This window comes from Micromonospora sp. HB375 (genome assembly GCF_017872985.1).
Classification (GTDB): domain Bacteria; phylum Actinomycetota; class Actinomycetes; order Mycobacteriales; family Micromonosporaceae; genus Micromonospora; species Micromonospora chalcea.
Genome location: NZ_JAGGJO010000001.1, coordinates 4,919,415 through 4,940,665, shown reverse-complemented (window position 1 = coordinate 4,940,665; position 21,251 = coordinate 4,919,415). Strand labels below are relative to the sequence as shown.

At 74.4% G+C, this 21,251-nt stretch carries 23 protein-coding genes; 13 read left to right on the top strand and 10 right to left on the bottom strand.

Annotated features, from left to right (window positions below; all coding sequences use genetic code 11):
• Window positions 1-14: 14 nt before the first annotated feature.
• Window positions 15-1,997: an ABC transporter ATP-binding protein gene (locus J3R08_RS21560; protein ID WP_064445314.1), complete on the top strand. Its 1,983-nt coding sequence runs from the start codon at window positions 15-17 to the stop codon at window positions 1,995-1,997.
• 126 nt (window positions 1,998-2,123) lie between these two features.
• Here the strand turns inward: J3R08_RS21560 and mug are convergent, their stop codons facing one another.
• The 6 genes from mug to J3R08_RS21530 all read right to left on the bottom strand — a co-directional run bounded on the left by mug (window position 2,124) and on the right by J3R08_RS21530 (window position 6,417).
• Window positions 2,124-2,744: a G/U mismatch-specific DNA glycosylase gene (mug, locus tag J3R08_RS21555; RefSeq protein ID WP_209962621.1), complete on the bottom strand. Its 621-nt coding sequence runs from the start codon at window positions 2,742-2,744 to the stop codon at window positions 2,124-2,126.
• A 43-nt stretch (window positions 2,745-2,787) separates the two neighbouring features.
• A complete protein-coding gene (locus J3R08_RS21550) occupies window positions 2,788-3,549 on the bottom strand; it encodes an SDR family oxidoreductase (RefSeq protein ID WP_069089101.1) in 762 nt (253 codons plus the stop codon).
• 32 nt (window positions 3,550-3,581) lie between these two features.
• A complete protein-coding gene (locus J3R08_RS21545; protein ID WP_209962619.1) occupies window positions 3,582-4,028 on the bottom strand; it encodes a hypothetical protein in 447 nt (148 codons plus the stop codon).
• Entirely contained in the window at window positions 4,025-4,843 is an 819-nt protein-coding gene (locus tag J3R08_RS21540) for a DUF692 domain-containing protein (RefSeq protein WP_166456852.1), read from the bottom strand. The genes J3R08_RS21545 and J3R08_RS21540 overlap by 4 nt, the downstream gene beginning before the upstream one ends.
• Window positions 4,840-5,742: a TIGR04222 domain-containing membrane protein gene (locus J3R08_RS21535; protein WP_043329655.1), complete on the bottom strand. Its 903-nt coding sequence runs from the start codon at window positions 5,740-5,742 to the stop codon at window positions 4,840-4,842. Before J3R08_RS21535 ends, J3R08_RS21540 begins: the two co-directional genes overlap by 4 nt.
• Window positions 5,743-5,844: 102 nt before the next feature.
• A complete protein-coding gene (locus J3R08_RS21530; RefSeq protein ID WP_030503274.1) occupies window positions 5,845-6,417 on the bottom strand; it encodes a TetR/AcrR family transcriptional regulator in 573 nt (190 codons plus the stop codon).
• A gap of 104 nt (window positions 6,418-6,521) precedes the next feature.
• On the opposite strand from J3R08_RS21530, the gene J3R08_RS21525 reads away from it, so the two are divergent.
• The 3 genes from J3R08_RS21525 to J3R08_RS21515 all read left to right on the top strand — a co-directional run bounded on the left by J3R08_RS21525 (window position 6,522) and on the right by J3R08_RS21515 (window position 9,192).
• The gene (locus J3R08_RS21525) at window positions 6,522-7,367 is read left to right on the top strand and encodes a carbon-nitrogen hydrolase family protein (RefSeq protein WP_209962617.1); all 846 of its coding nucleotides are present in this window, start codon (window positions 6,522-6,524) and stop codon (window positions 7,365-7,367) included.
• Between the two features lie 56 nt (window positions 7,368-7,423).
• Complete coding sequence (locus tag J3R08_RS21520) at window positions 7,424-8,068, top strand: HAD family hydrolase (protein ID WP_030503276.1); 645 nt, start codon at window positions 7,424-7,426, stop codon at window positions 8,066-8,068.
• Window positions 8,069-8,265: 197 nt separating this feature from the next.
• The gene (locus J3R08_RS21515; protein WP_043329659.1) at window positions 8,266-9,192 is read left to right on the top strand and encodes a serine protein kinase RIO; all 927 of its coding nucleotides are present in this window, start codon (window positions 8,266-8,268) and stop codon (window positions 9,190-9,192) included.
• 51 nt (window positions 9,193-9,243) lie between these two features.
• Here the strand turns inward: J3R08_RS21515 and J3R08_RS21510 are convergent, their stop codons facing one another.
• Window positions 9,244-9,492, bottom strand: coding sequence for a DUF2630 family protein (locus tag J3R08_RS21510; RefSeq protein ID WP_030503278.1), 249 nt, complete (start codon window positions 9,490-9,492; stop codon window positions 9,244-9,246).
• Between the two features lie 311 nt (window positions 9,493-9,803).
• Between J3R08_RS21510 and J3R08_RS21505 the strand changes: the two genes are divergently transcribed.
• From J3R08_RS21505 to J3R08_RS21470, 8 genes are all read left to right on the top strand, one after another.
• Window positions 9,804-11,141 carry a cytochrome P450 gene (locus J3R08_RS21505; protein WP_176722849.1) on the top strand — a complete coding sequence of 446 codons (1,338 nt, stop codon included), beginning with the start codon at window positions 9,804-9,806 and terminating at the stop codon, window positions 11,139-11,141.
• Entirely contained in the window at window positions 11,138-12,013 is an 876-nt protein-coding gene (locus J3R08_RS21500; protein ID WP_043329662.1) for a terpene synthase family protein, read from the top strand. Before J3R08_RS21505 ends, J3R08_RS21500 begins: the two co-directional genes overlap by 4 nt.
• Window positions 12,010-13,557 (top strand): prenyltransferase/squalene oxidase repeat-containing protein, encoded by a 1,548-nt coding sequence (locus tag J3R08_RS21495; protein ID WP_113972472.1) that lies wholly within the window; start codon window positions 12,010-12,012, stop codon window positions 13,555-13,557. The genes J3R08_RS21500 and J3R08_RS21495 overlap by 4 nt, the downstream gene beginning before the upstream one ends.
• An 80-nt stretch (window positions 13,558-13,637) precedes the next feature.
• Entirely contained in the window at window positions 13,638-16,112 is a 2,475-nt protein-coding gene (locus J3R08_RS21490) for a nitrate- and nitrite sensing domain-containing protein (RefSeq protein ID WP_209962615.1), read from the top strand.
• Between the two features lie 65 nt (window positions 16,113-16,177).
• A complete protein-coding gene (locus J3R08_RS21485) occupies window positions 16,178-16,603 on the top strand; it encodes a roadblock/LC7 domain-containing protein (protein WP_030503283.1) in 426 nt (141 codons plus the stop codon).
• Window positions 16,600-16,989 carry a DUF742 domain-containing protein gene (locus tag J3R08_RS21480; protein ID WP_030503284.1) on the top strand — a complete coding sequence of 130 codons (390 nt, stop codon included), beginning with the start codon at window positions 16,600-16,602 and terminating at the stop codon, window positions 16,987-16,989. Before J3R08_RS21485 ends, J3R08_RS21480 begins: the two co-directional genes overlap by 4 nt.
• The gene (locus tag J3R08_RS21475; RefSeq protein WP_043329666.1) at window positions 16,970-17,578 is read left to right on the top strand and encodes an ATP/GTP-binding protein; all 609 of its coding nucleotides are present in this window, start codon (window positions 16,970-16,972) and stop codon (window positions 17,576-17,578) included. The genes J3R08_RS21480 and J3R08_RS21475 overlap by 20 nt, the downstream gene beginning before the upstream one ends.
• Window positions 17,579-17,589: 11 nt before the next feature.
• Entirely contained in the window at window positions 17,590-18,072 is a 483-nt protein-coding gene (locus tag J3R08_RS21470) for a GNAT family N-acetyltransferase (RefSeq protein ID WP_209962613.1), read from the top strand.
• Between the two features lie 9 nt (window positions 18,073-18,081).
• On the opposite strand, the gene J3R08_RS21465 is transcribed toward J3R08_RS21470, so the two are convergent.
• Entirely contained in the window at window positions 18,082-18,930 is an 849-nt protein-coding gene (locus tag J3R08_RS21465; RefSeq protein ID WP_043329670.1) for a LysR family transcriptional regulator, read from the bottom strand.
• Between the two features lie 95 nt (window positions 18,931-19,025).
• On the opposite strand from J3R08_RS21465, the gene J3R08_RS21460 reads away from it, so the two are divergent.
• A complete protein-coding gene (locus J3R08_RS21460; protein WP_113972470.1) occupies window positions 19,026-19,757 on the top strand; it encodes an SDR family oxidoreductase in 732 nt (243 codons plus the stop codon).
• Between the two features lie 146 nt (window positions 19,758-19,903).
• Here J3R08_RS21460 and J3R08_RS21455 read toward each other — a convergent pair whose 3' ends face one another.
• Window positions 19,904-20,680 (bottom strand): hypothetical protein, encoded by a 777-nt coding sequence (locus tag J3R08_RS21455; RefSeq protein ID WP_043329672.1) that lies wholly within the window; start codon window positions 20,678-20,680, stop codon window positions 19,904-19,906.
• 82 nt (window positions 20,681-20,762) lie between these two features.
• Window positions 20,763-21,233: a YfbM family protein gene (locus tag J3R08_RS21450; RefSeq protein WP_223201379.1), complete on the bottom strand. Its 471-nt coding sequence runs from the start codon at window positions 21,231-21,233 to the stop codon at window positions 20,763-20,765.
• Window positions 21,234-21,251: the final 18 nt, after the last annotated feature.

The following is a 21,251-nucleotide window of genomic DNA, read 5'->3' as shown; positions in this document are numbered from 1 at the left end:
GAGTGTCCCACCCGATGGCCGGCGGCGGCATGGGCGGCTGGAGCATGCTCCGGTCGCTGCGCAACCGGGACGAGGTCTCCGCCCACGAGCTCAAGCGCGGCACGGCCCGGCGGATCGTCGCGTTCGCCCGGCCCTACCGGCGTGACATCGTCGTCTTCCTGATCACCGTGATCATCGCCGCGGTGATCGGCGTGGCCACGCCGCTGCTCGCCGGCGACGTCATCGACGCGATCGCCGGCGGCGGTCCGGACGCCCGCACGACTGTGGTCCGGCTCGCCCTGATCATCGCCGCGCTCGCCGTGGCCGATGCCCTGTTCTCCCTGGTCCAGCGGTGGTATTCGGCCCGCATCGGCGAGGGCATCATCCTCGACCTGCGCACCCGGGTCTACGACCACGTCCAGCGGATGCCGCTGCAGTTCTTCACCCGCACGCAGACCGGCGCGCTGGTGAGCCGGCTCAACAACGACGTGCTCGGCGCGCAGCGGGCGTTCACCTCGACGCTGTCCGGGGTGGTCAGCAACGTCATCCAGCTCGTGCTCACCGCCGGCGCGATGCTCGTGCTGTCCTGGCAGATCACCGTACTGGCGCTGGTGCTGCTGCCGATCTTCATCATCCCGGCCCGCCGGGTGGGCCGGCGCCTGGCCGAGATCACCCGCGAGTCGTACAACCTCGACGCGAAGATGAACGCGACCATGACCGAGCGGTTCGGCGTGGCCGGAGCGCTGCTGGTCAAGCTGTTCGGCGCGCCGGAGGTCGAGGCCGACCGGTTCGCCCGCCGGGCCGAGCGGGTGCGCGACATCGGCATCCAGTCCGCGATGTACTCGCGGACGTTCTTCGTGGCGATGCTGCTCGTCGCGTCGCTGGCCCAGGCGCTCACCTACGGGGTGGGCGGCTGGCTGGCGGTCACCGGTGCGGTCAGCGCCGGCACCGTCGTCAAGCTGGCGCTGCTGCTGACCCGCCTCTACGGCCCGCTCACCGCGCTCTCCAACGTCCGGGTCGACGTGATGAGCGCGCTCGTCTCGTTCGACCGCGTCTTCGAGGTGCTCGACCTGCGTCCGGGCATCGCGGAGAAGCCCGACGCGGTGCCGGTGCCGCGCGGCAGCGGCCGGGTCGAGTTCCGCGACGTGCGCTTCCGCTACCCGAGCGCCGCCGAGGTGTCGCTCGCGTCGCTGGAAGAGGTCTCGACCCTCGACCGTACGGTGAACGAGCCGGTGCTCAAGGGCGTCTCGTTCGCAGTCGAGCCCGGGCAGATGGTGGCCCTGGTCGGCCCCTCCGGCGCCGGCAAGTCGACGCTGTCCATGCTGATCTCCCGGATCTACGACGTCAGCGAGGGCCAGGTGCTGGTCGGCGGCGTCGACGTGCGGGACGCGACGCTCGCCTCGCTGCGCGACGAGATCGGCGTGGTCACCCAGGACTCGCACCTGTTCCACGAGACCATCCGCGAGAACCTGCGGTACGCCAAGCCCGACGCCACCGACGACGAGATCTGGGCCGCCCTGGCCGGCGCGCAGGTGGCCGACCTGGTCCGGGCGCTGCCGGACGGGCTCGACACGACGGTCGGCGAGCGCGGCTACCGTTTCTCCGGCGGCGAGAAGCAGCGCATCGCCATCGCCCGGTTGCTGCTCAAGGCCCCGTCGATAGTGATCCTGGACGAGGCCACCGCCCACCTGGACTCGGAGAGCGAGGCAGCGGTGCAGCGGGCGCTGTCGGTGGCGCTGACCGGCCGTACCGCGCTGGTGATCGCGCACCGGCTCTCGACGGTGCGCGACGCGGACCAGATCCTCGTGCTCGACGAGGGGCGGATCGTGGAGCGCGGCCGGCACGACGAACTGGTGGCCGTCGGCGGCCTGTACGCCGAGCTGTACCGCACCCAGTTCGCGGTCACCGACTCGCCCGCGCCTCATGCCGAGGCGGAGCAGCCGGAGCCGGTGGTGACCACTGTGCCGATGGGCACCTACGTCGCCCACGAGGCCATGCCCCCGGCGGCGGCCAACTAGCGGCCCGCGAGGCCTCAATCCCGGTGCCGACGGGCGTGGATCGGCACCGACCGGGTGGACGGGCACCCAGCGGCCGGGCCGTGGCGACCCGGACGGCCGCAGCCCTAGCTCGCGGCGACCGGGGCCCTAACCCGCGGCGACCGCGGCACGCAGCTCGGCGAACGCGGCGCCGAGCGTCTCCGGGGTGAAGTGGGCGTTCAGGCCGCTCGGGTTGGGCAGCACCCACAGCCGGGCCGGCCCGAGCGGCTCGGGCTGCGGCCCGAAGCCGGCCTTCGGCCGGGTGAACCCGATCCGGTACGCGGTCACGCCGACCACCGCCACCCAGCGCGGCCGGTACCGCTCGACCTTCGCGGTGAGCGTCGCCGCGCCGTCGACCAGTTCGGCGGCGTTCAGCTCGTCGGCGCGGGCACTGGCGCGGGCCACCATGTTGGTGATCCCGAGGCCGAGTGCGGGCAGCGCGTCCTGCTCGCTGGGGTGCAGCAGACGCGGGGTGAACCCGCCCCGGTGCAGGGCGGGCCAGAACCGGTTGCCCGGACGGGCGAAGTGCCAGCCGGTCGCCGCCGACCACAGACCCGGGTTGATGCCGACGAAGAGCACGTCCAGGCCGGGCGCGATGACATCCGGCAGCAGCCGGTCGGTCGCCGCCGCGAGCTGCTCGCGGCTGGGGCGTGGGTGCCGCCGGGCGGGCGTGCCCGGCCCCGGGGCCGCCTCGGGCCGCCCACCGCCCGGGCGCCGTCGGTCGCTCACCGGCCCGCCGCCCCGGGCGCCCGGCCCACCACAGCGGCCACTGTCACAGCCCGCGCAGCGCGCCGCCGTCGACCGGGACGGTCACCCCGGTGACGTACCCGGCGGCGGGGGAGAGCAGGAACGCCGCCACCCGGCCGAACTCCGCCGGGTCGCCGATGCGCCCGAGCGGGATCGCCGCCTCCGCCTGGGCGCGGGCGCGCTCGGGATCGCCGGAACCGGCCAGCAGCTCCCGGTTGCGGTCGGTCATGATCCGCCCGGGTAGCAGGCTGACCACACGGACGCCGCGCGGGCCGAACTCGTCGGCCATGTCCTTGGCCACGCCGGCCAGGCCCGGTCGCAGCCCGTTGGAGATGCCGAGGCCGGCCAGCGGTCCGCGTACCGAGGTGGACAGCACCAGCCCGATCGCGCCGCCGTCGGTGAGCGCGCCGGCCACCGTGCGGGCGAGCCGGACGCTGCCCAGGAAGACCGTCTCGAACGACTCGCGCCACTGCTCGTCGGTGACGGTGGCGGCGGTGCCGGGCGGCGGGCCGCCGACCGAGATCAGCGCGCCGTCGAGGCGGCCGAAGTGTTCGCGGGCGGCGGCGACGAGCCGCTCCGGGGTGGCGGAATCGGCGAGGTCGGCGGTCAGCCCGATCGCCCGCTGCGGGTCGCCGAGCGCCTCGATCGCGGCGGCCACCCGTTCCGGGGTACGCGCGGAGATGACCACCCGGGCGCCGTCGGCGACGAGTTGTTCGGCGGTGGCGAAGCCGAGGCCGCCGGAGGCGCCGGTCAGCACGTACACCCGGTCGGCGAGTCCGAGATCCATACGCCCGATCCTGCCGTACCCGGGGGCGCGTGTCAGCGCGGGGCGGGCCGCAGCAGGCGTACCCGGCCGGCGAACTGGGCCGCGACGGCGCCGCCGGCCCGGGCGACGGCCGGCATCCGGCGGGGCCGGGGCGGGCGGTGGCCGTCGTAGCGGCTCGCGGCCTCGCGTGCGGCCAGCTCCTCCGCGCCCAGCGGCGGCAGCGTGCCCTGGTCGCGCAGCTCGCGGGCCAGGTCCCAGCCGTCGCGCAGGGAGCCGTTCGAGGGGCGTCCGTCCGCCCACGCGGTGAACGTCGCCGGCCAGTGCGCGCCGAGGCCGGCGGCGAGCAGCGGCCAGTGCCGGGCCACGTCCGCGGCCCGCTTGCGCAGCAGCGCCCGGCGGGCCGCCTCGACCGGGGCCGGTGCGAAGCCGGGCGGCAGCGGTCCACCGGCGACGAGCGCGGCGACCAGCTCGGCCTGCCGGGCCGCCAGGTCGCCGCTCACGTGACCGCCGGGTGGCCGGAGGCGGCGGCGAGCGCGTCGAGCTCCGCGCGCAGCTCGGCCGCGGGCGGGTAGTGCCCGTCGCGTTCCAGCAGCAACGCGGGCGGCCGGCGCCGCCGGCACAGCTCGCGGACCAGGTCCAGCACGGCGGCGGGCACCGGGTCGGTGTGCGTGTCGTGGTAGAAGCCGCCGTGTTCGGCGCCGCCCGCGACGTGCGCATAGGCGATGCGTTCCAGCGGCAGCCGGTCCAGCAGCGCGGTCGGCTCGCCGCCCCGGTTGCGGGCGTTGGCGTGCACGTTCGCGACGTCGAGCAGCAGCAGCGCGCCGGTGGCGTCGAGGATCTCGGTGAGGAAGTCCGCCTCGTCCAGCTCGTCGTCGGGCCAGTCGAAGAGCGCGGCGATCGGCTCCAGGGCCAGCGGCACCGGCAGCTCCGCCTGCGTCCGCCGCACGTTCGCCACCACCGCGGCGACCGCCTGGCGGCTGCGCGGCAGCGGCAGCAGGTGACCGGCCTCCAGACCGCCGGCCCGCACGAACGCGATGTGCTCACTCACCAGCGGCGCGTCCAGGGCCGCGGCCACCGCGGCCAGGTGCGCCACCCGGGCCGGATCGACCGGTTCCGCGCCGCCGAGGGACAGCCGCACCCCGTGGGGTACGACATCGACGCCGCGTCCGCGCAGCTCGGCGAGCCCGTCCGGGAGCGGCCCGGCCGGTGCGACCGCCTCCGCGACCACCTCGACGAAACGCAGCCCCGGCAGCCCGGCCACGAAACCGGCGATCTCGGGACGCCAGCCGATGCCGACGCCGGACGGGCCGCTCATCCGCCGCACCCGCCTCCGCCGCAGCCACCGCCTCCGCCGCAGGAGCTGCCACCGCCGCACGTGGAGGCGCCGCCTCCACAGGAGGTGCCGGAGCTCGCGCCGCCGACGTTGCCCATCGCCTGCCGCTGGATCTCGGCCTGCTCGGCGAAGCCCGGATCCATGGTCCAGAGCGTGGCGGTGCCGAACAGCGCCACGCCCAGCGCCACATCCGTCGCGCCGTACGTGGCGTACGCGGGGGAGGCGGCCGGTCGCAGCCAGGCGTGCCGGCGGCGCATGTCGTTCAGCGCGGCGGTGGCCGCCCGGGTACGCCAGGGCACGCGGTTGAGCAGCAGGAACGCGAGGCCGAGCGGGAACAGGCTGAGCAGCAGCCAGCCGGTGGGCCGGTCGTTGAGCAGGCCGGAGATCGCACGCACGACGCCAATTGCCAGCAGGAAGCCGATCAGCAGCGCGCCGCGCCGCAGCGTCCGGCGCCGCTCCTGGTCCAGGGCCAGGCCCCGGCGTACCAGGCCGTCGCGCAGCTCGTCGAGCGCGCGCCGCACCCACTCGTCGGCGGCCAGGTCCCGGGTCCGCAGGCCGCGGCTCGCCGCGTGGTGGACCGCCTGGTCCAGCGGGGTGGCCCCGGCCGGCAGCGGACCGCCGGTGGTGAGCCGCCGGTCGGGTCGTACGCCGACCGCGCCCGCGTGGCGCAGCGCGCCGAGCGTGGCCCAGACGGCGAGCTGGTCGCCGCCGTTGAGGTAGGCGACCTGCTGCGGACCCAGCGCGCCGTGATCGGTCACCGGCGTGCCGGCCAGCATCCGACGCCGGTACACGATCGCGCCGATGACCAGGACGACGGCGAGCAGGAGGTACCAGCGCAGGAATACGGGGCCGGGGATGCCCCAGGTGTCGGAGGGGGTCATCGTCTGCTCCTGTCGCGAGGAGGGGTCGCGGCTCATTGTGGAGCAGGCGTGCCAGAGTCGATCTCCTGGAGCGGCGCAGTTACCGGACCGAGACCGGCGGTCTCAGTGCCGGCGCACTGCCTCCTCGACCAGGTCGAGCACCCGGGCCAGGTCGCCGGCCGGGCGGCCCATCGCCAGGTGCAGCACCAAGCCGTCGTAGGCCAGCTCCAGGAACTGGGCCAGCACGTCGATCGGGACGTCGTCGCGCAGCACGCCGGCCTCGCGCTGGCGTACCAGGCGCTCCCGGGTCGCCGCGGCGATGGCTTCGGAACGCTCCGCCCAGCGCTTGGCGAAGGCCGGGTCGGTACGCAGCCGGCGCGAGACCTCCAGCTGGCTGCCGAGCCAGCCGGTCGTGTCGGGCGAGACCGCCCGGGCCAGCAGGTCGCGCATGACCTGCACCAGGCCGTTACGGGCGACCGTCTCCACCATGGCGGCGGCGTCGTCCTCGGCGACGGCGAGGAACAGGGAGTCCTTGTCCCGGAAGTGGTGGAAGATCGCGCCCCGGGACAGGCCGGTGGCCTCCTCCAGCCGACGCACTGTGGCGCCCTCGTAGCCGTGCCGGGCGAAACACGCCCGCGCCGCCGCGAGGATCTCCTGCCGGCGCGCGTCGAGCTGGTCCTGACTTACTCTGGGCACGAACGGATCGTCGCAGGTGGAACCGCGTGATGCAAACCGTACGTACGGCTTGAGATGCGAATTCGGAAGATCATCCGGCCGCGTCCGATGGTTAGGATCGGTGTGTGACCGCCCTTCCCGCGCGCCCGCTCACCGTCGCCGCCGTCCAGGCCCAGCCCGTCCCCGGTGACGTCGCCGGCAACGCCCGCGCCGCCGCCCGCCTCGTCGCCCGGGCCGAGGGCGCCCGGGTCGTGGTGCTGCCCGAGCTGTTCCTGCCGGCGTACCACCCGCCGACGCTGGGCGCCGACCCGGAGGGCACCGACGTGGCCGCCGACGCCGACGGCCGGGTCGCCGACCCCCGGCTGGACCCGCTGCGGACCGCCGCCGCCGACACGGGCGCGGCAGTGGTGATCGGCGCCGCCGTCCGCCACCCCGACCGGCGGCGCACCATCTCCTCGCTCGTCGTCGACCCGGCCGGCACTGTCACCGCCGCGTACGACAAGCAGCAGCTCTGGAGCGGCGAGCGCGAGCTGTTCGACGCCGGCCGCCGGGGCGCCACGCTCGAAGTCGACACGTGGCGGCTGGGCCTGGGCGTCTGCTACGACGGCTGCTTCCCGGAGCACGCGCGGGCGGCGGCCGGGGACGGCGCGCACGGGTACCTCTGCCCGAGCGGCTACCTGGCCGGCTCGGCACACCGCCGCGACCTCTACTACGCCGCCCGGGCGCTGGACAACACGATGTACGTCGTGTTCGCCAACGCGGTCGGCGGCGCGGACCCCTGGCGGTTCAACGGCGGCGCGGCGGTGTACGACCCGGAGGGCCGGCCGCTGGCGCGGGGCGCCGACACCGGCGAGGACGTGCTGGTGGCGACGCTGGACCCGGACGCGCTGGCGGCCACCCGCGCGGCGCACACCATGCTGCTCGACCGGCCGGCGGACGCCGGCGCGGCCCGTACGGCGCTCGTCGCCTGACCGTGGCTGGGCCCGGGGCCCTGTCGGTGCTCCGAGCGTTCCCGTAGGGTGCCCAAGTGCCGTTGCTCCTGCTCGATCTGGACAACACCCTGCTGGACCGCGACGGGCCGTTCCGTGTCTGGGGAGAACGCTTCCTGGCGGGCATCGGCGCGCCGCCCGCCGACCTCGACTGGCTGGTGTCGGTGGACGCCGACGGGCTGACCAACCGGTGGGACGTCGCGGACGCGATCCGCGACCGGTACGCGCTGCGCATCCCCTCGATCGACCTGGTGGACGAGCTGCACGACGGCGTGGTGGCGCACATGCGGCTCGATCCGCTGGTGGCCTGCGCGCTGCGGATCGCCGCCGACGCCGGCTGGGTGCCGGTGGTGGTCACCAACGGAGCGTCCCGTCAGCAGGACGCCAAGATCCGCAAGACCGGCCTGGACCGCTACGTCGCCGACTGGGTGATCTCGGAGGAGGCCGGCGTCAGCAAGCCGAACCCGAGGATCTTCGCGCTCGCCGCCCAGCGGGCCCGGATGCCGCTGCGCGGCGCGTGGGTGGTCGGCGACAGCCCGGAGGCGGACATCGGCGGCGCGACCGCGGTGGGCCTGCCCAGTGTCTGGCTGCACCGGGGGCGCCGCTGGTCGGACCCCCGGTTCGCGCCGACCCGGATCGAGGACGGGCTGATCGCGGCCGTCGCCGCAGTGCTGGCCGGCTGACCGGCGGCGCGGGCCGGCAGGCAGCGCGGCGGCACCGCGCGGAAATCCGTTGACCCGCGCCGGGGCGCGTACGAGCATGGTGCCGCGCGAGTGCGCAGCCGGGGGTGCCCGGTCGAGGAGAGGAGGTCGGTCATGGCCGTTTTCGCAGGGTCGTACCACCTGCCTCCACCAGCCTCGATCGAAGGACAGATCCACCCGTGCGCGATCACGACTTCCCGGCGCCGCAGCGCCGTGGCCGCGGCAAGAGCCGCTTCGACGACGACGAAACCGACTTCCTGAAGCGGGGGCGGCCCACGCCGACCCTCGCCGACCCGGACGCCGAGCCCGACGCGGAGGACAGCTGGTCCTCCTGGGACCGGGCCGTCCACGGCCCCGAGCCGTACCCGGACTGGCTGGTCACCGAACTGGCCGCCCGGGACACCGAGCTGGGGGTGCTCAAGACCGGCAAGGAGGCGGACGTCCACCTGGTCCGCCGCGCCGTGCCGGACACCGACCGCTCGTGCCTGCTGGCGGTCAAGCGGTACCGCGACGCCCAGCACCGGCTCTTCCACCGCGACGCCGGTTACCTGGAGGGCCGCCGGGTACGCCGGTCGCGGGAGATGCGGGCGATGACCGGCCGGACCGCGTTCGGCCGGCAGATGATCGCCGGGCAGTGGGCGGCGGCCGAGTTCGCCGCGCTGTCCCAGCTCTGGGAGATCGGCGCCGCCTCCGGGCGGATCGCGGTGCCCTATCCGGTGCAGCTGCTCGGCACCGAGCTGATGCTCGAGTTCGTCGGCGACGCCGAGGCGGGGGAGGCCGCGCCACGGCTGGCGCAGGTCCGGCCCGACGCGGCCGAGCTGCGTGACCTGTGGGATCAGCTGGTCGAGGCGCTCACCGTGCTGGCCCGGGCCGGGTACGCCCACGGCGACCTGTCTCCGTACAACCTGCTGGTGCACGCGGGCCGGCTGGTGATGATCGACCTGCCGCAGGTGGTCGACGTGGTGGCCAACCCGCAGGGCGGCGAGTTCCTGGGCCGGGACGTGCGGGTGGTGGCCGCCTGGTTCGCCGCCCGCGGCATGCCGGCCACCGTCACCGATCCGGAGGCGCTCACCGAGGCGCTGCTGCGGGAGGCGGGGATCCGCTGACGGGCGGGCGTCCCGGGTGGTCGAGCCGCCCGGGACGCCCACCCGTGCGGGTCATTGCAGGTAGCGCTCGACCTCCGGCACCGGGCGCTCGCCCTGGGCGTCCGGGTCGCCGTGCGCCTGGCGCGCGGCCCGGCGACGGCGCAGCAGGTCCCAGCACTGGTCCAGGGACTCCTCCAGGGCCCGCAGCCGCTCCCGGGCCTCGTCGTCGGTGCCGGACTCGTGCTGCTGCGCGTCGGCCCGCAGCCGGTGCTCCTCGTCGACGAGTTCCGAGATCCGGCTCAGGATGGTCTTGTCGTCCATGCCCGAAGCTTGGCACAGCGGACGGGTCCGCGCCCGCGTTCTGCCGGCGTCCGCGATAGGTGAGCGCTGCTCGCGCTCCGCAACCACCACTGTGTACGGGAGTGACGCACATCCCACGGGCTCCATTCTCGACAAAGAGATTGTTGTTGCGTGAAATATCCTCCGACCTGCCTTTTGATCTGCGGCTCAGGATGGCATGCTCGCGAGCAACGTCACGGGTCGATACGAAGCCGCGACCCTGAGTCAACCGAGGGAGCGTTCAGGTGCCCGAACCAACGGACACACCGGGACCCACCGGCCGACCCCGAACCGTGCCGCTGCGGCAGATCCTGCCGGCGGTGCTCCGCGACCCCGCCCGGGCGCTCATCGACATCGGCAACCGTACCGAAGGTGAACTGGTCCGGCTGAACCTCGGCTCGTTCCGCCCCTACCTCGTCACCCACCCCAAGCACGTGCAGCACGTCCTGCGCGACCGGGCGGACAACTACGAACGAGCAGGCGACGGGCTGTTCTGGCGTCCGGTCAAGCGGCTGTTCGGCGAGGGCATCCTCGGCGAGGGGCAGATCTGGTCGGCCAGCCGGCGCATGCTCCAGCCGATGTTCACCGCCAAACGGGTCGAGGCTCTGGTCGACGGCATGGCCGACGCGATCCGCGACGCGGTCGACGAGCTGGACGAGCCGGCCCGCGCCGGCCGTCCGGTCGACATCGGCGTGGAGCAGGCGCGCATCGTCAGCCGGGCGATCATGAAGGTGCTCTTCGCCGACCGCATCTCGGTGCCGGACGCGATGCGCGTGATCGAGGCGCAGGACCGGATCGCCACCGCCGTCATTCCCCGCATCATCGTGCCGTTCGCGCCGCTGTCGCTGCCGATGCCGGGCGACCGCACGTTCGCCCGTGCCGTACGCATCGTGGACGACGTGCTGGTGCCGATCGTCCGCGAGACCCGCGAGTCCGCCGACCAGGGCGACGACGTCATCTCGACGCTCTGGCAGGCCCGCACCGACGACGGGCGGCAGCTCGACGAGCGGCAGGTCCGCAACGACACAGTGGCCATGTTCGCCGCCACCACCGAGACCACGATCAACGTGCTGACCTGGGCCTGGCCGCACCTGGACCAGCACCCCGAGGTGGCCGAGCGGCTCTACGCCGAGATCGACGAGGTGGTCGGGGGCGAGCCGGTACGTCGCGAGCATCTGAGCCGGCTCACGTACACCCGGATGGTGCTGGACGAACTGCTGCGGCTCTACCCGATCGGATGGATCATCCCGCGCCGCGCGGTCGCCGGGGACGTCATCGACGGCGTGCCGATCGAGCCCGGCGCCACGATGGCGGTCAGCCCGCTGATCACCCAGCGGATGCGGCAGTTCTGGGACCGTCCGGACGAGTTCGACCCGGAACGGTTCCGGCCCGAGCGGGTCCGGGCCCGGCACCGGTACGCCCACTTCCCGTTCGGCGGTGGGCCGCACCAGTGCCTCGGCATGTACCTGTTCTACCTGGAGGCGCAGCTCATCCTCGCCACCATGCTCAGCCGCTACCGGTTCCGGCTGCACCGCCCCGGCGTACCCGGGTTGCGGCTGGCCGCGGCGCTGCGGCCGCGCGAGCGGGTGGAGCTGACACTCGTCGCGGCCGGGCGGGCGGAGCGGGCATGACCGACGGGCCGACACCGGATTCACTCGCCGTCGCCGCGGAGCAGGGCCGGGTCTGCGCGCTCGCCGCGCAGGGCCAGCGCGGCCTGCGCAAGGCCGCCGCCGCGCACCCGGAGCTGTTCCCCGCGGACCCGTTCGACGCGACGCTGTTCAGCAGCATCGCCCAGGCGATGGCGTTCAGCGCCCCCTGGCACAGCGCCGCCGAGCTGGCCGTGACCAACCGCGCCGTGCTCTGGGGCTTCGCCGTGGACTGGCTGGTCGACCACCAGGCCACCAGCCGGGCCGAGGTCGACCGGATCACCGGCGTCTGCCTGGACGTGCTCGACGGCGCCGGCACCGACGACCCACTGGGCCGGTTCCTGGCCGAGCTGCGCGACGACGTGGCCGCCGCGCCCGGCTACCCGGCGCTGCGCGGCCACTGGCGTGCGGCGATGGAACGCACGCTCGGCGCGATGGCCCGCGAGTGGGACTGGCGGCGCACCGGCCGCCCCACGCTCGCCGACTACCTCGCAAACGCCGACAACCTCGCCGCCACAGTGGTCAACGTGGCGCACTGGATCCACACCGGATCGGTGTCCACCGCCGAGGCGATGGACCACGCGGTCGCCGTCAGCGACGAGGTGCAGCGGGCCCTGCGGCTGGTGAACGACCTCGGCACCCACCGCCGCGACGCCGAGTCCGGCGACCTCAACGCGCTGCTGCTGGTGGACGACCCGGCCGAGGTCGAGCGGCGGTTCGCCGAGCAGGTCGACCACTGCCGCGTCCGGCTGGCGAAGCTGGCCGGTGAGGCGCCCCGGGAAGCCGACTTCCTGTCCCGGCAGCTCGGCTTCACCACCGGCTTCTACCGCAACACCGACTTCTGGGGCGTGCGGTGACGCTCACCGCCGGATCGGTGCCCGCCACCCGGTCCGGGACCGCGCACGACCTGGTCGCCGCGCTCACCGGCGAGCCGGCCGGGCAGACGTCGCCGTCGGTCTACGAGACCGCCCGGCTGGTCGCGCTCGCGCCCTGGCTGGACGGCCACGACCGGCGCCTGGCCTGGCTGCTGGCCCGGCAGCGGCCGGACGGCGGCTGGGGCGGTCCCGGCGGGTACGCGCTGGTGCCGACGCTGAGCGCGGTCGAGGCGCTGCTGACCGTGCTGCGCCGCGACGGCCCGGCTGCCGTGCCGGCCGCCGCGGCCCACCGGGGCCTGACGTTCCTGTCCGGCGCGCTGCGCGGCGACGCCCCGCCCGACCTGCCGGCCACCGACCTGATCGTGCCCGCGCTGCTCACCGCCGTGGACCGGCACCTCACCGGACCGGCCGGGCCGCCACCCGGGCTGGCCGAGTGGGCCGGCCGGCCCCGCCTGCCGCTGCCGGCCGGTCTCGACCCGGCCCGCCTGACCCGGGTACGCGCGCTGCTGGCCGCCGGGCGGCCCGTGCCGGAGAAGCTGGCGCACGCGCTGGAGGTCGCCGGTGAGCTGGCGTACCGGGCGGCCGGCGTGCGTCCCTCGGCCAGCGGCGCGGTGGGCGCCTCCCCGGCCGCCACTGCCGCCTGGCTGGGCCGTCCGGAGCCCGGAGCGGCGCTGGACTATCTGCGCGCGGTGGCCCGGCCCGGCCCGGTGCCCTGCGCCAGCCCGATCACCGTCTTCGAGCGCGCCTGGGTGCTCGGCATCCTGGTCCGGGCCGGTGTGCCGGTCGGCGCGCCCGAGCCGGTGCTCACCGAGCTGCGCGCCGCCGTCGGCCCGTCCGGCGCGGCCACCGCGCCCGGCCTGCCCGCCGACGCGGACACCACAGCTGTCGCGCTCTACGCGCTGGCCCGGCTGGGCCGCGCCCCCGGCGTCGGGCCGCTGGCCGGGTTCGACACCGGGCGGCACTTCTGCACCTGGCCGGGGGAGGACGGCGCGTCGCTGACCACTAACGCGCACGTGCTCGACGCGCTCGGCGAGCAGCCGAGCGGACCCGGCGTCACCGGCGCCCGCCGCCGGGTCACCGAGTGGCTGGTGGAGCGGCAGCAGCCGGACGGGCGCTGGGAGGACCGCTGGCACGCCTCGGCCTGCTACGCCACATACGCGGTGCTGCTGGCGCTGGCCGACCACGCGCCCGACGGCACGGCGCGTGCCGCCGTCGAGCGGGGCGTCGCCTGGCTGCTGGACACGCAGCGCCCGGACGGCTCCTGGGGACTGTGGCACGGCACCGCCGAGGAGACCGCGTACGCGGTGCTCGCACTGGCCGGCGCGGGCCGTTCCGGGGACGCGCGGATCGCCGCGGCGCTCGCCCGCGGACGCCGTCGACTGTCCGAGCTGGACGGATGCGACGACGAACCGGCACTATGGCACGACAAGGATCTCTACCGCCCGACGCAGATCGTGCGCGCGGCGGTGCTGGCGGCCTCCGGCCGCGCCGTCGAGGCCGGACCCACCATGATCAGGATCGCTTGAATGGAGTTCACGACGGCTGCTAGCGTGCGCCGGAGTCGATCGGATTTCGGACCGACCGTAGACCGGGCCAGGACGGTGTGATGGGTTCCCGCAGTACGAATCTCCGTACGAAGATCATCGCGCTGCTGGCGTCGCTGACCGCGCTCTGGGCGTTCGCCGCGTGGGTGACCGTGCGGGACGGGTTCAACCTGCTCGGCGTGCAGACGCTCAACGCGCGCGTCTTCGAGCCGAGCGACCCGCTGCTGCAGGAGCTGCAGGCCGAGCGGCGGCTGTCGCTGCGCTATCTGGGCGAGTCCGATCCGGGCCGGCTGCGGGAGCTGGACGCCCAGCGCGCCCGTACCGACGAGACCGCCACCGCGCTGTGGCGCTCGGTGCAGGACTGGCGTACCGAGATCCCGGCCAGCGAGGAGCTGATGCAGCGGCTCGGCGAGCTGAAGACCGAGCTGGACCAGATCGGCCAGGTACGCGCCGACGTCAGCCGCAAGACCATCGACCGCACCGCCACGCTCACCGCGTACGACGAGGCGGTCGACGCGATCTTCGCCGTCTTCGACGCGCTCGGCGGCCTCGACGACGACGAGATCGCCAAGGACACCGCCGCGCTCATCGACCTCAACCGGTCCCGGGAGCTGCTGTCCCAACAGGACGCGCTGATCACCGGCGCGATCGCGGCCAACCGGATCACCGTGGCCGAGCAGACCGCGTTCGCCCGCCTGGTCGGCGCGCAGTGGTTCCTCGCCGACCGCACCGCCCGGGAGCTCGCCCCGACCGACCGCGCACGCTTCGAGCGGATGGTCGAGGGCGACGCGTTCCAGCAGTTGCAGACCCTTCAGGACCGGGTCCTCGCGGCCAAGGGCGCCGACGTGCGCCCGCCGGTGACCGCAGCGGCGTGGCAGGCCGCCGCCGAGCAGGCGATGGCCGACCTGCGCGGGGTGATCCTGGCCGGCGGCGAGGACATCGTGTCCCGGGCGATGCCGGTAGCGATCGGCGTCATCGTGCGGCTGGTGCTCGCCGCCGGTCTCGGCCTGCTCGCCGTCATCGCCTCCGTGGTCGTCTCGATCACCACGGCCCGGTCGCTGGTGCGGCAGCTCGAACGGCTGCGCGAGGCGGCCTTCAACCTGGCGCACGAGCGGCTGCCGAGCGTGGTGGAGCGGCTGGGCCGCGGCGATGAGGTGGACGTCGCCCGCGAGGCGCCGCCGTTGCAGTTCGGCGACGACGAGATCGGCCAGGTGGGCAAGGCGTTCAACGTCGTGCAGGAGACCGCCGTCCGCACCGCCGTCGAGCAGGCCGAGCTGCGCCGCAGCGTACGCGACGTCTTCCTCAGCCTGGCCCGGCGCACCCAGGCGCTCGTGCACCGGCAGCTCACGCTGCTGGACGCGATGGAACGCCGGGAACACGACGCCGAGGAGCTGGAGGACCTGTTCCGGGTCGACCACCTGGCCACCCGGATGCGGCGCAACGCGGAGAACCTGATCGTGCTCTCCGGCTCCACGCCTGGCCGGGCCTGGCGACGCAACGTGCCGATGGTCGACGTGGTCCGCGGCGCGGTAGCCGAGGTCGAGGACTACACCCGGGTCACGGTGCGCCCGCTCGGCGAGGTGTCGCTGACCGGCCGCGCCGTCGGTGACGTCATCCACCTGCTGGCCGAGCTGATCGAGAACGGGCTCTCCTTCTCGCCGCCGCAGACCACTGTCGAGGTTCGCGGTCAGCTCGTGGCGAACGGCTTCGCCATCGAGATCGAGGACCGGGGCCTCGGCATGAGCCCCGACGAGCTGGCCGCCGCCAACGCGCGCATCGTCGACCGGTCCGAGCTGAACCTGGCCGACGCCGCCCGGCTGGGCCTGTTCGTGGTCAGCCGGCTCACCGAGCGGCACGGCGTCAAGGTGCAGCTCAAGGAATCCGCGTACGGCGGGACCACCGCCGTGGTGCTGATCCCGCGTGAACTGATCACCGCTGACGGCGCCGACGCGGCCGAGGCCCTTCCCGCACCCGGGATGGCCCTGCCCGTGGCGCCCGCGCCGGACCCGGTGCGGAGCACTCCGGTCGGCGACGGGCCGGCGATCCCGTCCGGCCCGGACGGCGCCGCCGAACCGGACCAGCCGGCCGAGCCCGCCCCGCAGGTGCCGGAGCCGGTGACGCGGGCGCCCCGGCTGACCCCGTCCGGGCTGCCGGCGCGTACCCGCAAGCGGCAGCCCGCGGTGGCCGGGCCCACCACGGAGCTGGCGGTGGTGGAGCGGCGGCCCGCCGCCATGACCGACGCGGCGGAGGCGTCGCCGGAGCCGGAGACCGAGGCGGAGACGACGCCGGTCACCGACGCGGGACTGCCGGTCCGGGTACGCCAGGCCAGCCTCGCGCCGGAACTGCGGCACGACCAGACCGAGGCGGACGACGACGCCGCCGACGATGACACGGCGCGTGCACCGGAGCAGGTGCGCCGGATGATGAGCTCCTACCAGAGCGGCACCCGACGCGGCCGTACCGATGCCGCGCGCCTGCTCGGCGGGGCTCAGGGGGCCGGCGGTGCGCCGGCCGACGCGGACGAGCAGGTTACCTGACCGGGACGTCGACGCGACGGAAACCGGAAGCTGACGGCACACAGCCGGAAAGAAGAGGACGACGAGTGGCGCAGAAGACGGCTTCGAGCGCGGATCTGACGTGGCTGCTGGATGACCTGGTCGGCCGGGTCAAGCAGGCGGAGCACGCCGTGGCGCTCTCCACCGACGGACTGCTGATGGCCTCGTCCCGCGGATTGAGCCGGGACGACGGCGAGCACCTGGCCGCCATGGCGGCGGGCATCCAGAGCCTGGCCCGTGGCGCGGGCAAGCGGTTCGGCGGCGGGCAGGTGCAGCAGACCATCATCGAGATGCAGTCCTCCTTCCTGTTCGTCACAGCGGCCGGGCGTAACGCCTGCCTGGCGGTGCTGGCCTCGGAGGACGCGGATGTCGGCCTGATCGCGTACGAGATGGCCATGCTCGTCACCCGGGTCGGCCGGTTCGTCGCGTCACCGACCCGGGAACAGCCCCTCGGCGAGAACGCGGCACGATGACCGGCCGGGGGGAGTCCGCGGAGCAGGAGTGGGTGGACGACCACGCCGGCCCGGTGGTGCGCCCGTACGCGGTCACCGGCGGCCGGGCCCGCCCGGTGACCGGCACGTTCGACCTGATCTCGCTGGTCACCGCGACCCGCACGGATGTCGGGTCGGAGTCCGGGCTGGGCCCGGAGCACGTGGCGATAGTCGGCCTCTGCCAGCGGATTCTCTCCGTGGCCGAGATCGCCGCCCATCTCGACCTGCCGGTGGGCACGGTCCGGGTCCTCCTCGGAGACCTGGCCGCCCGCAGTCTGGTGCAGGTACGCGAGCCGCGCGCGACCACCGCCGGCCTTCCCGACGAGCACGTTTTCGAGGCGGTTATCAATGGACTACGGGCGCTCTGAGCGGCCGGCGGGCGCCGGGCCGCTGCCCACCGCGATCAAGATCCTGATCGCGGGCGGGTTCGGCGTCGGCAAGACCACCATGGTGGGCGCGGTCAGCGAGACCAAGCCGCTGCGCACCGAGGAGGTGCTGACCGAAACCGGGATCGGCATCGACGACCTGTCCGGCGTGGAGGAGAAGTCGACCACCACCGTGGCGATGGACTTCGGCCGGATCACCATCAGCGACGACCTGGTGCTCTACCTGTTCGGCACGCCCGGGCAGGACCGGTTCTGGTTCGTCTGGGACGAGCTGGCGCTCGGCGCGCTCGGGGCGGTGGTGCTCGCCGACACGCGCCGCCTGGCGGACTGCTTCCCGTCGATCGACTACTTCGAGGGGCGCGGCACGCCGTTCGTGGTGGCGGTGAACTGCTTCGAGGGGGCCAAGAAGTTCCGGCTCGACGAGGTGCAGGCGGCGCTCGACCTGGACCCGGGCGTACCTGTGGTGCTGTGCGACGCGCGCAAGCGTGAGTCGGCCAAGGAGGTGCTGATCACGCTGCTGGAACACGCCATGAAGCTGCGCGAGGCGCGCCGCCGCGCCGCCGGCGACTGAGGCTGCGTCGCATGACCGAGCTGAGTGTCCGGGCGATGTCACCGGAGGAGTTCGACAGCTGGCAGGACGAGCTGGCCGCCGGGTACGCGCGCGAGCACGTCACGGCCGGCAACTGGACGCCCGAGGAGGCGCTCGACCGGGCCCGGGAGGCCACCGCCGGCTTCCTGCCGCAGGGCATGGCCACGCCCGGCATGCTGTTCCTGGTCGGCGAGCTTGCCGACGGCTCACCGGTCGGCTGGCTGTGGATCGGCCTGACCCACCCGCGCGGTCTCGCCGACTGCGCGTTCCTCTACGACATCGAGGTGGCCGCCGGGCACCGGGGCCGGGGGCTCGGGCGGGCGCTGCTCGCGGCGGGGGAGCGGGTGGCCCGGGAGCACGGCGCCCAGGCGCTGGAGCTGAACGTCTTCGGCACCAACGAGACGGCGCGCAAGCTGTACGAGACGTCGGGATACCGGGTGGTCACCCAGCAGATGCGCAAGGACCTGCGGGCCTAGGCGCGGGCGTCAGAGGCGGGTGGCGGTCCGGATCAGGCCGGCCAGCGCCCGGGACCGGCTGTGCGGTGGCCACGCGATGACTGTGGTCACCGCCGGCGCGTCCGGCACCGGCACGGTGGCCAGGTCGGCGAGCAGCAGCGACCGGGCCGACTCCGGCAGCACCACCACGGTCCGGCCGAGCGCGATGAGCTGGAACAACTGGGCGTGGTCCCGGACCTCGGGGCCGGGCCCGTCCGGATACGACCCGTCGGCCCGGGGCCAGCGCGGCATGGGCAGGCCCGGCAGCGCCTCCACCTCGGCCATCAGCAGGTGCGGTCGCCGGGCCAGCGGATGCCCGGCCGGCAGGATCGCCACCTGCGGCTCGGTGATCAGCTCTTCGGTGTCCAGCCCGGTCGTCGAGTCGTACGGCAGGTGCAGCAGCGCCACGTCGGCCCGCCCGTCGCGCAGCAGCCGTTCCTGCTCGCCGATGCCGCACAGCAGAACCTCGACCGGGACCGCGTCCGGCTCGGCGGCGTACGCGCCGAGCAGTTTCGGCAGCAGCTCGCTCGACGCCCCGGTCTTGGTCGCCAGCACCAGCCCGGGGCCACCGGTAGCGGCCTGCCCGGCGCGTCGGGTGCGGCGGTCGGCGGCGGCCACGGCGTCGAGTGCGGCCCGGCCCTCCCGCAGCAGCACCGACCCGGCCGCGGTGAGCGCGACGCTGCGGCTGTCCCGCTCCAGCAGAGTCACGCCGAGACGGCGTTCGAGCTGCCGGATCGCTCGCGACAGCGGCGGCTGGGCGATGCCCAGGCGGCGCGCGGCGCGGCCGAAGTGCAGCTCCTCGGCGACCGCCACGAAGTAGCGAAGCTCCCGCGTCTCCATCCCGCCACCGTACCGCCGCATCGATGCCTTCCGGGTATCGCGCGCCACCGAAGCGGTGTTGGAGGCCCGCGCGGCCCGCGGACAGGATCGAGGGCATGAGCGAACGGACGATCGCGCTGGTGACCGGCGCGAACAAGGGAATCGGGTACGAGATCGCGGCCGGCCTGGGCGCGCTCGGCTGGCGGGTGGGCGTCGGCGCCCGGGACGAGCGGCGGCTCGCCGAGGCGGTGGCGAAGCTGCGCGCGGGCGGCGTGGACGCGTTCGGCGTACCGCTGGACGTCACCGACGACGCGAGCGTTTCCGCCGCCGCCCGGCTGCTGGAGACGGAGGCCGGCGGTCTGGACGTGCTCGTCAACAACGCGGGCGTGACAGGTGGCGTGCCGCAGCACCCGGGCGACGTCGACCTCGCGACCATCCGGACCGCCGTCGAGGTGAACGTGATCGGGGTGGTCCGGGTGACCGAGGCGATGCTGCCGCTGCTGCGCCGCTCGGCGTCGCCCCGGATCGTCAACATGTCCAGCGGTGTCGGCTCGCTGACCCGGCAGAGCGCCTCCACCGGAGAGGACCAGACCGGGCCGCTGTCGGTGGCGTACTCACCGTCGAAGAGCATGCTCAACGCGGTGACCATCCAGTACGCGCGGGCGCTGGCGGACACCGGCATCCTGATCAACGCCGCCTGCCCGGGCTTCACCGCCACCGACCTCAACAGCTTCCGCGGTGTGCGGACCCCGCAGCAGGGAGCGGCGATCGCGATCCGGCTCGCGACGCTGCCCGACGACGGGCCGACCGGCGGCTACTTCGAGGACGCGGGCACGATCCCGTGGTGACTCCGGTCAGCTTCTAGACGTGACTGAGCGTGACGCTCACGGCGGGGTATACCGCTCTCAGGTGACGTCATCTTCCCCGGACGACACGCCCAGACATGCGGTGGTCCATCAGAGCGCGGTGCGGACCGGCTGTCGAGGGTGGCCCGTCAGAACCACATGACCGGGTTGCCGGTCGCCACCGACGCCGCGCACAGCCGGCGCAGCGGCTCCACGATGTAGGCGAAGTCGCTGCCCGACCGGCTCCGGGTCCGTACCGCGAGCCGTTCGGGCGGCGGCTCGCCGTGCTCGCCCACGGGTCGCATCGCCAGCACCGTCCGTGTCCCGCCGGCGGTGAGCTCCACCCGGTCGCCGGGCAGCGGCCGCTGGCCGAACCGGACGGCCCGGAACAGCGTGGCGGGCGGGTCGGCGGTGTCGACGACGAAGAAGCCGTCCGGATCTACCCCGGCCCGGAAGTCCGGGCCGAGCATGAACACCCCGTGGTAGCTCTCGACGTACTGCATCAGCACCCGGCCGGTCGCCTCGTCGATCAGTTCGACCCCGTCGGTGATCCGATCGGTGCGCGCGAACGCGTCCAGCTCGGCGAGCGCCACCGCCGCCCGCTCGGCCGGCAGCGAGCCGCCGTTGAGGTTCGGCAGCGCGGTGGCGAGCGTCGGGAAGCGCTCCGGGCCGGCGGCGCGTAGCGCCTGCTGGAACAGGCGTACGCCGGCCCAGTTGGAAACGTGCTCGCTCGCCTGCTCCATGGCCTTGTGCGGGCACGCCTCCGCCAGCCAGGCGTCGAACGTGCGGTGCGCGGCCTCGTTGCCCTCCCACTGCCGCAACAGCGCGAGACAGCCGTCCTCGTCGATGCCGACCGGTCCGACCGGGCACGGCGTGGTGAGGCCGTCCTGCCAACACCGGCAGTACACGAACGCGTCGAGTCCCACGCCGGCACGCTACCGGCGCCCGTTCGTCGGCGCGTACCCGCTTTCCCCCGGTTCGTTTCCGGCGGCCCACTTCGGGCGCGGGTCACGTGATGGCGAGCAGCATGCCGTCCCCGTGGTCGGCCGCGGCGCGGTAGAAGTCGCGCAGCGCGGTGAAGTTCGGCAGCAGGTAGGCGTCGAACTCGTCGGCGCCGTCGTCCCAGATGTGCGGGTAGATCTCGGCCTCCGACAAGGCTGCCGGGTCGAAGCGGGCCCGCAGCGTCGCCTCGTCGATCGCGTCGAGCCCGCCGGCCACAGCGCGGACGGCGTCGGGCATCAGCAGCCGGGCCGGGCCCATCCCCAGGTCCGGCCCGATCGGGTCACCACCCAGGACGGCCGGCCCGGCGTCGCCCCGGATCTCGTACGTGTCGCCGGTCAGTAGGTAGTGCAGCCCGTGCCACGCCTTGTCGAGGTCGAGCTCGTCCGGGCCACCCTGGAACAGGGTGTCGACCTTCTCCGGGTCGGCGAGGACCGCCGCCAGCTCCTCGGCGGACAGCCGACGTGCGTTGAAGATCATGCCCACGGGGTGCCTCTC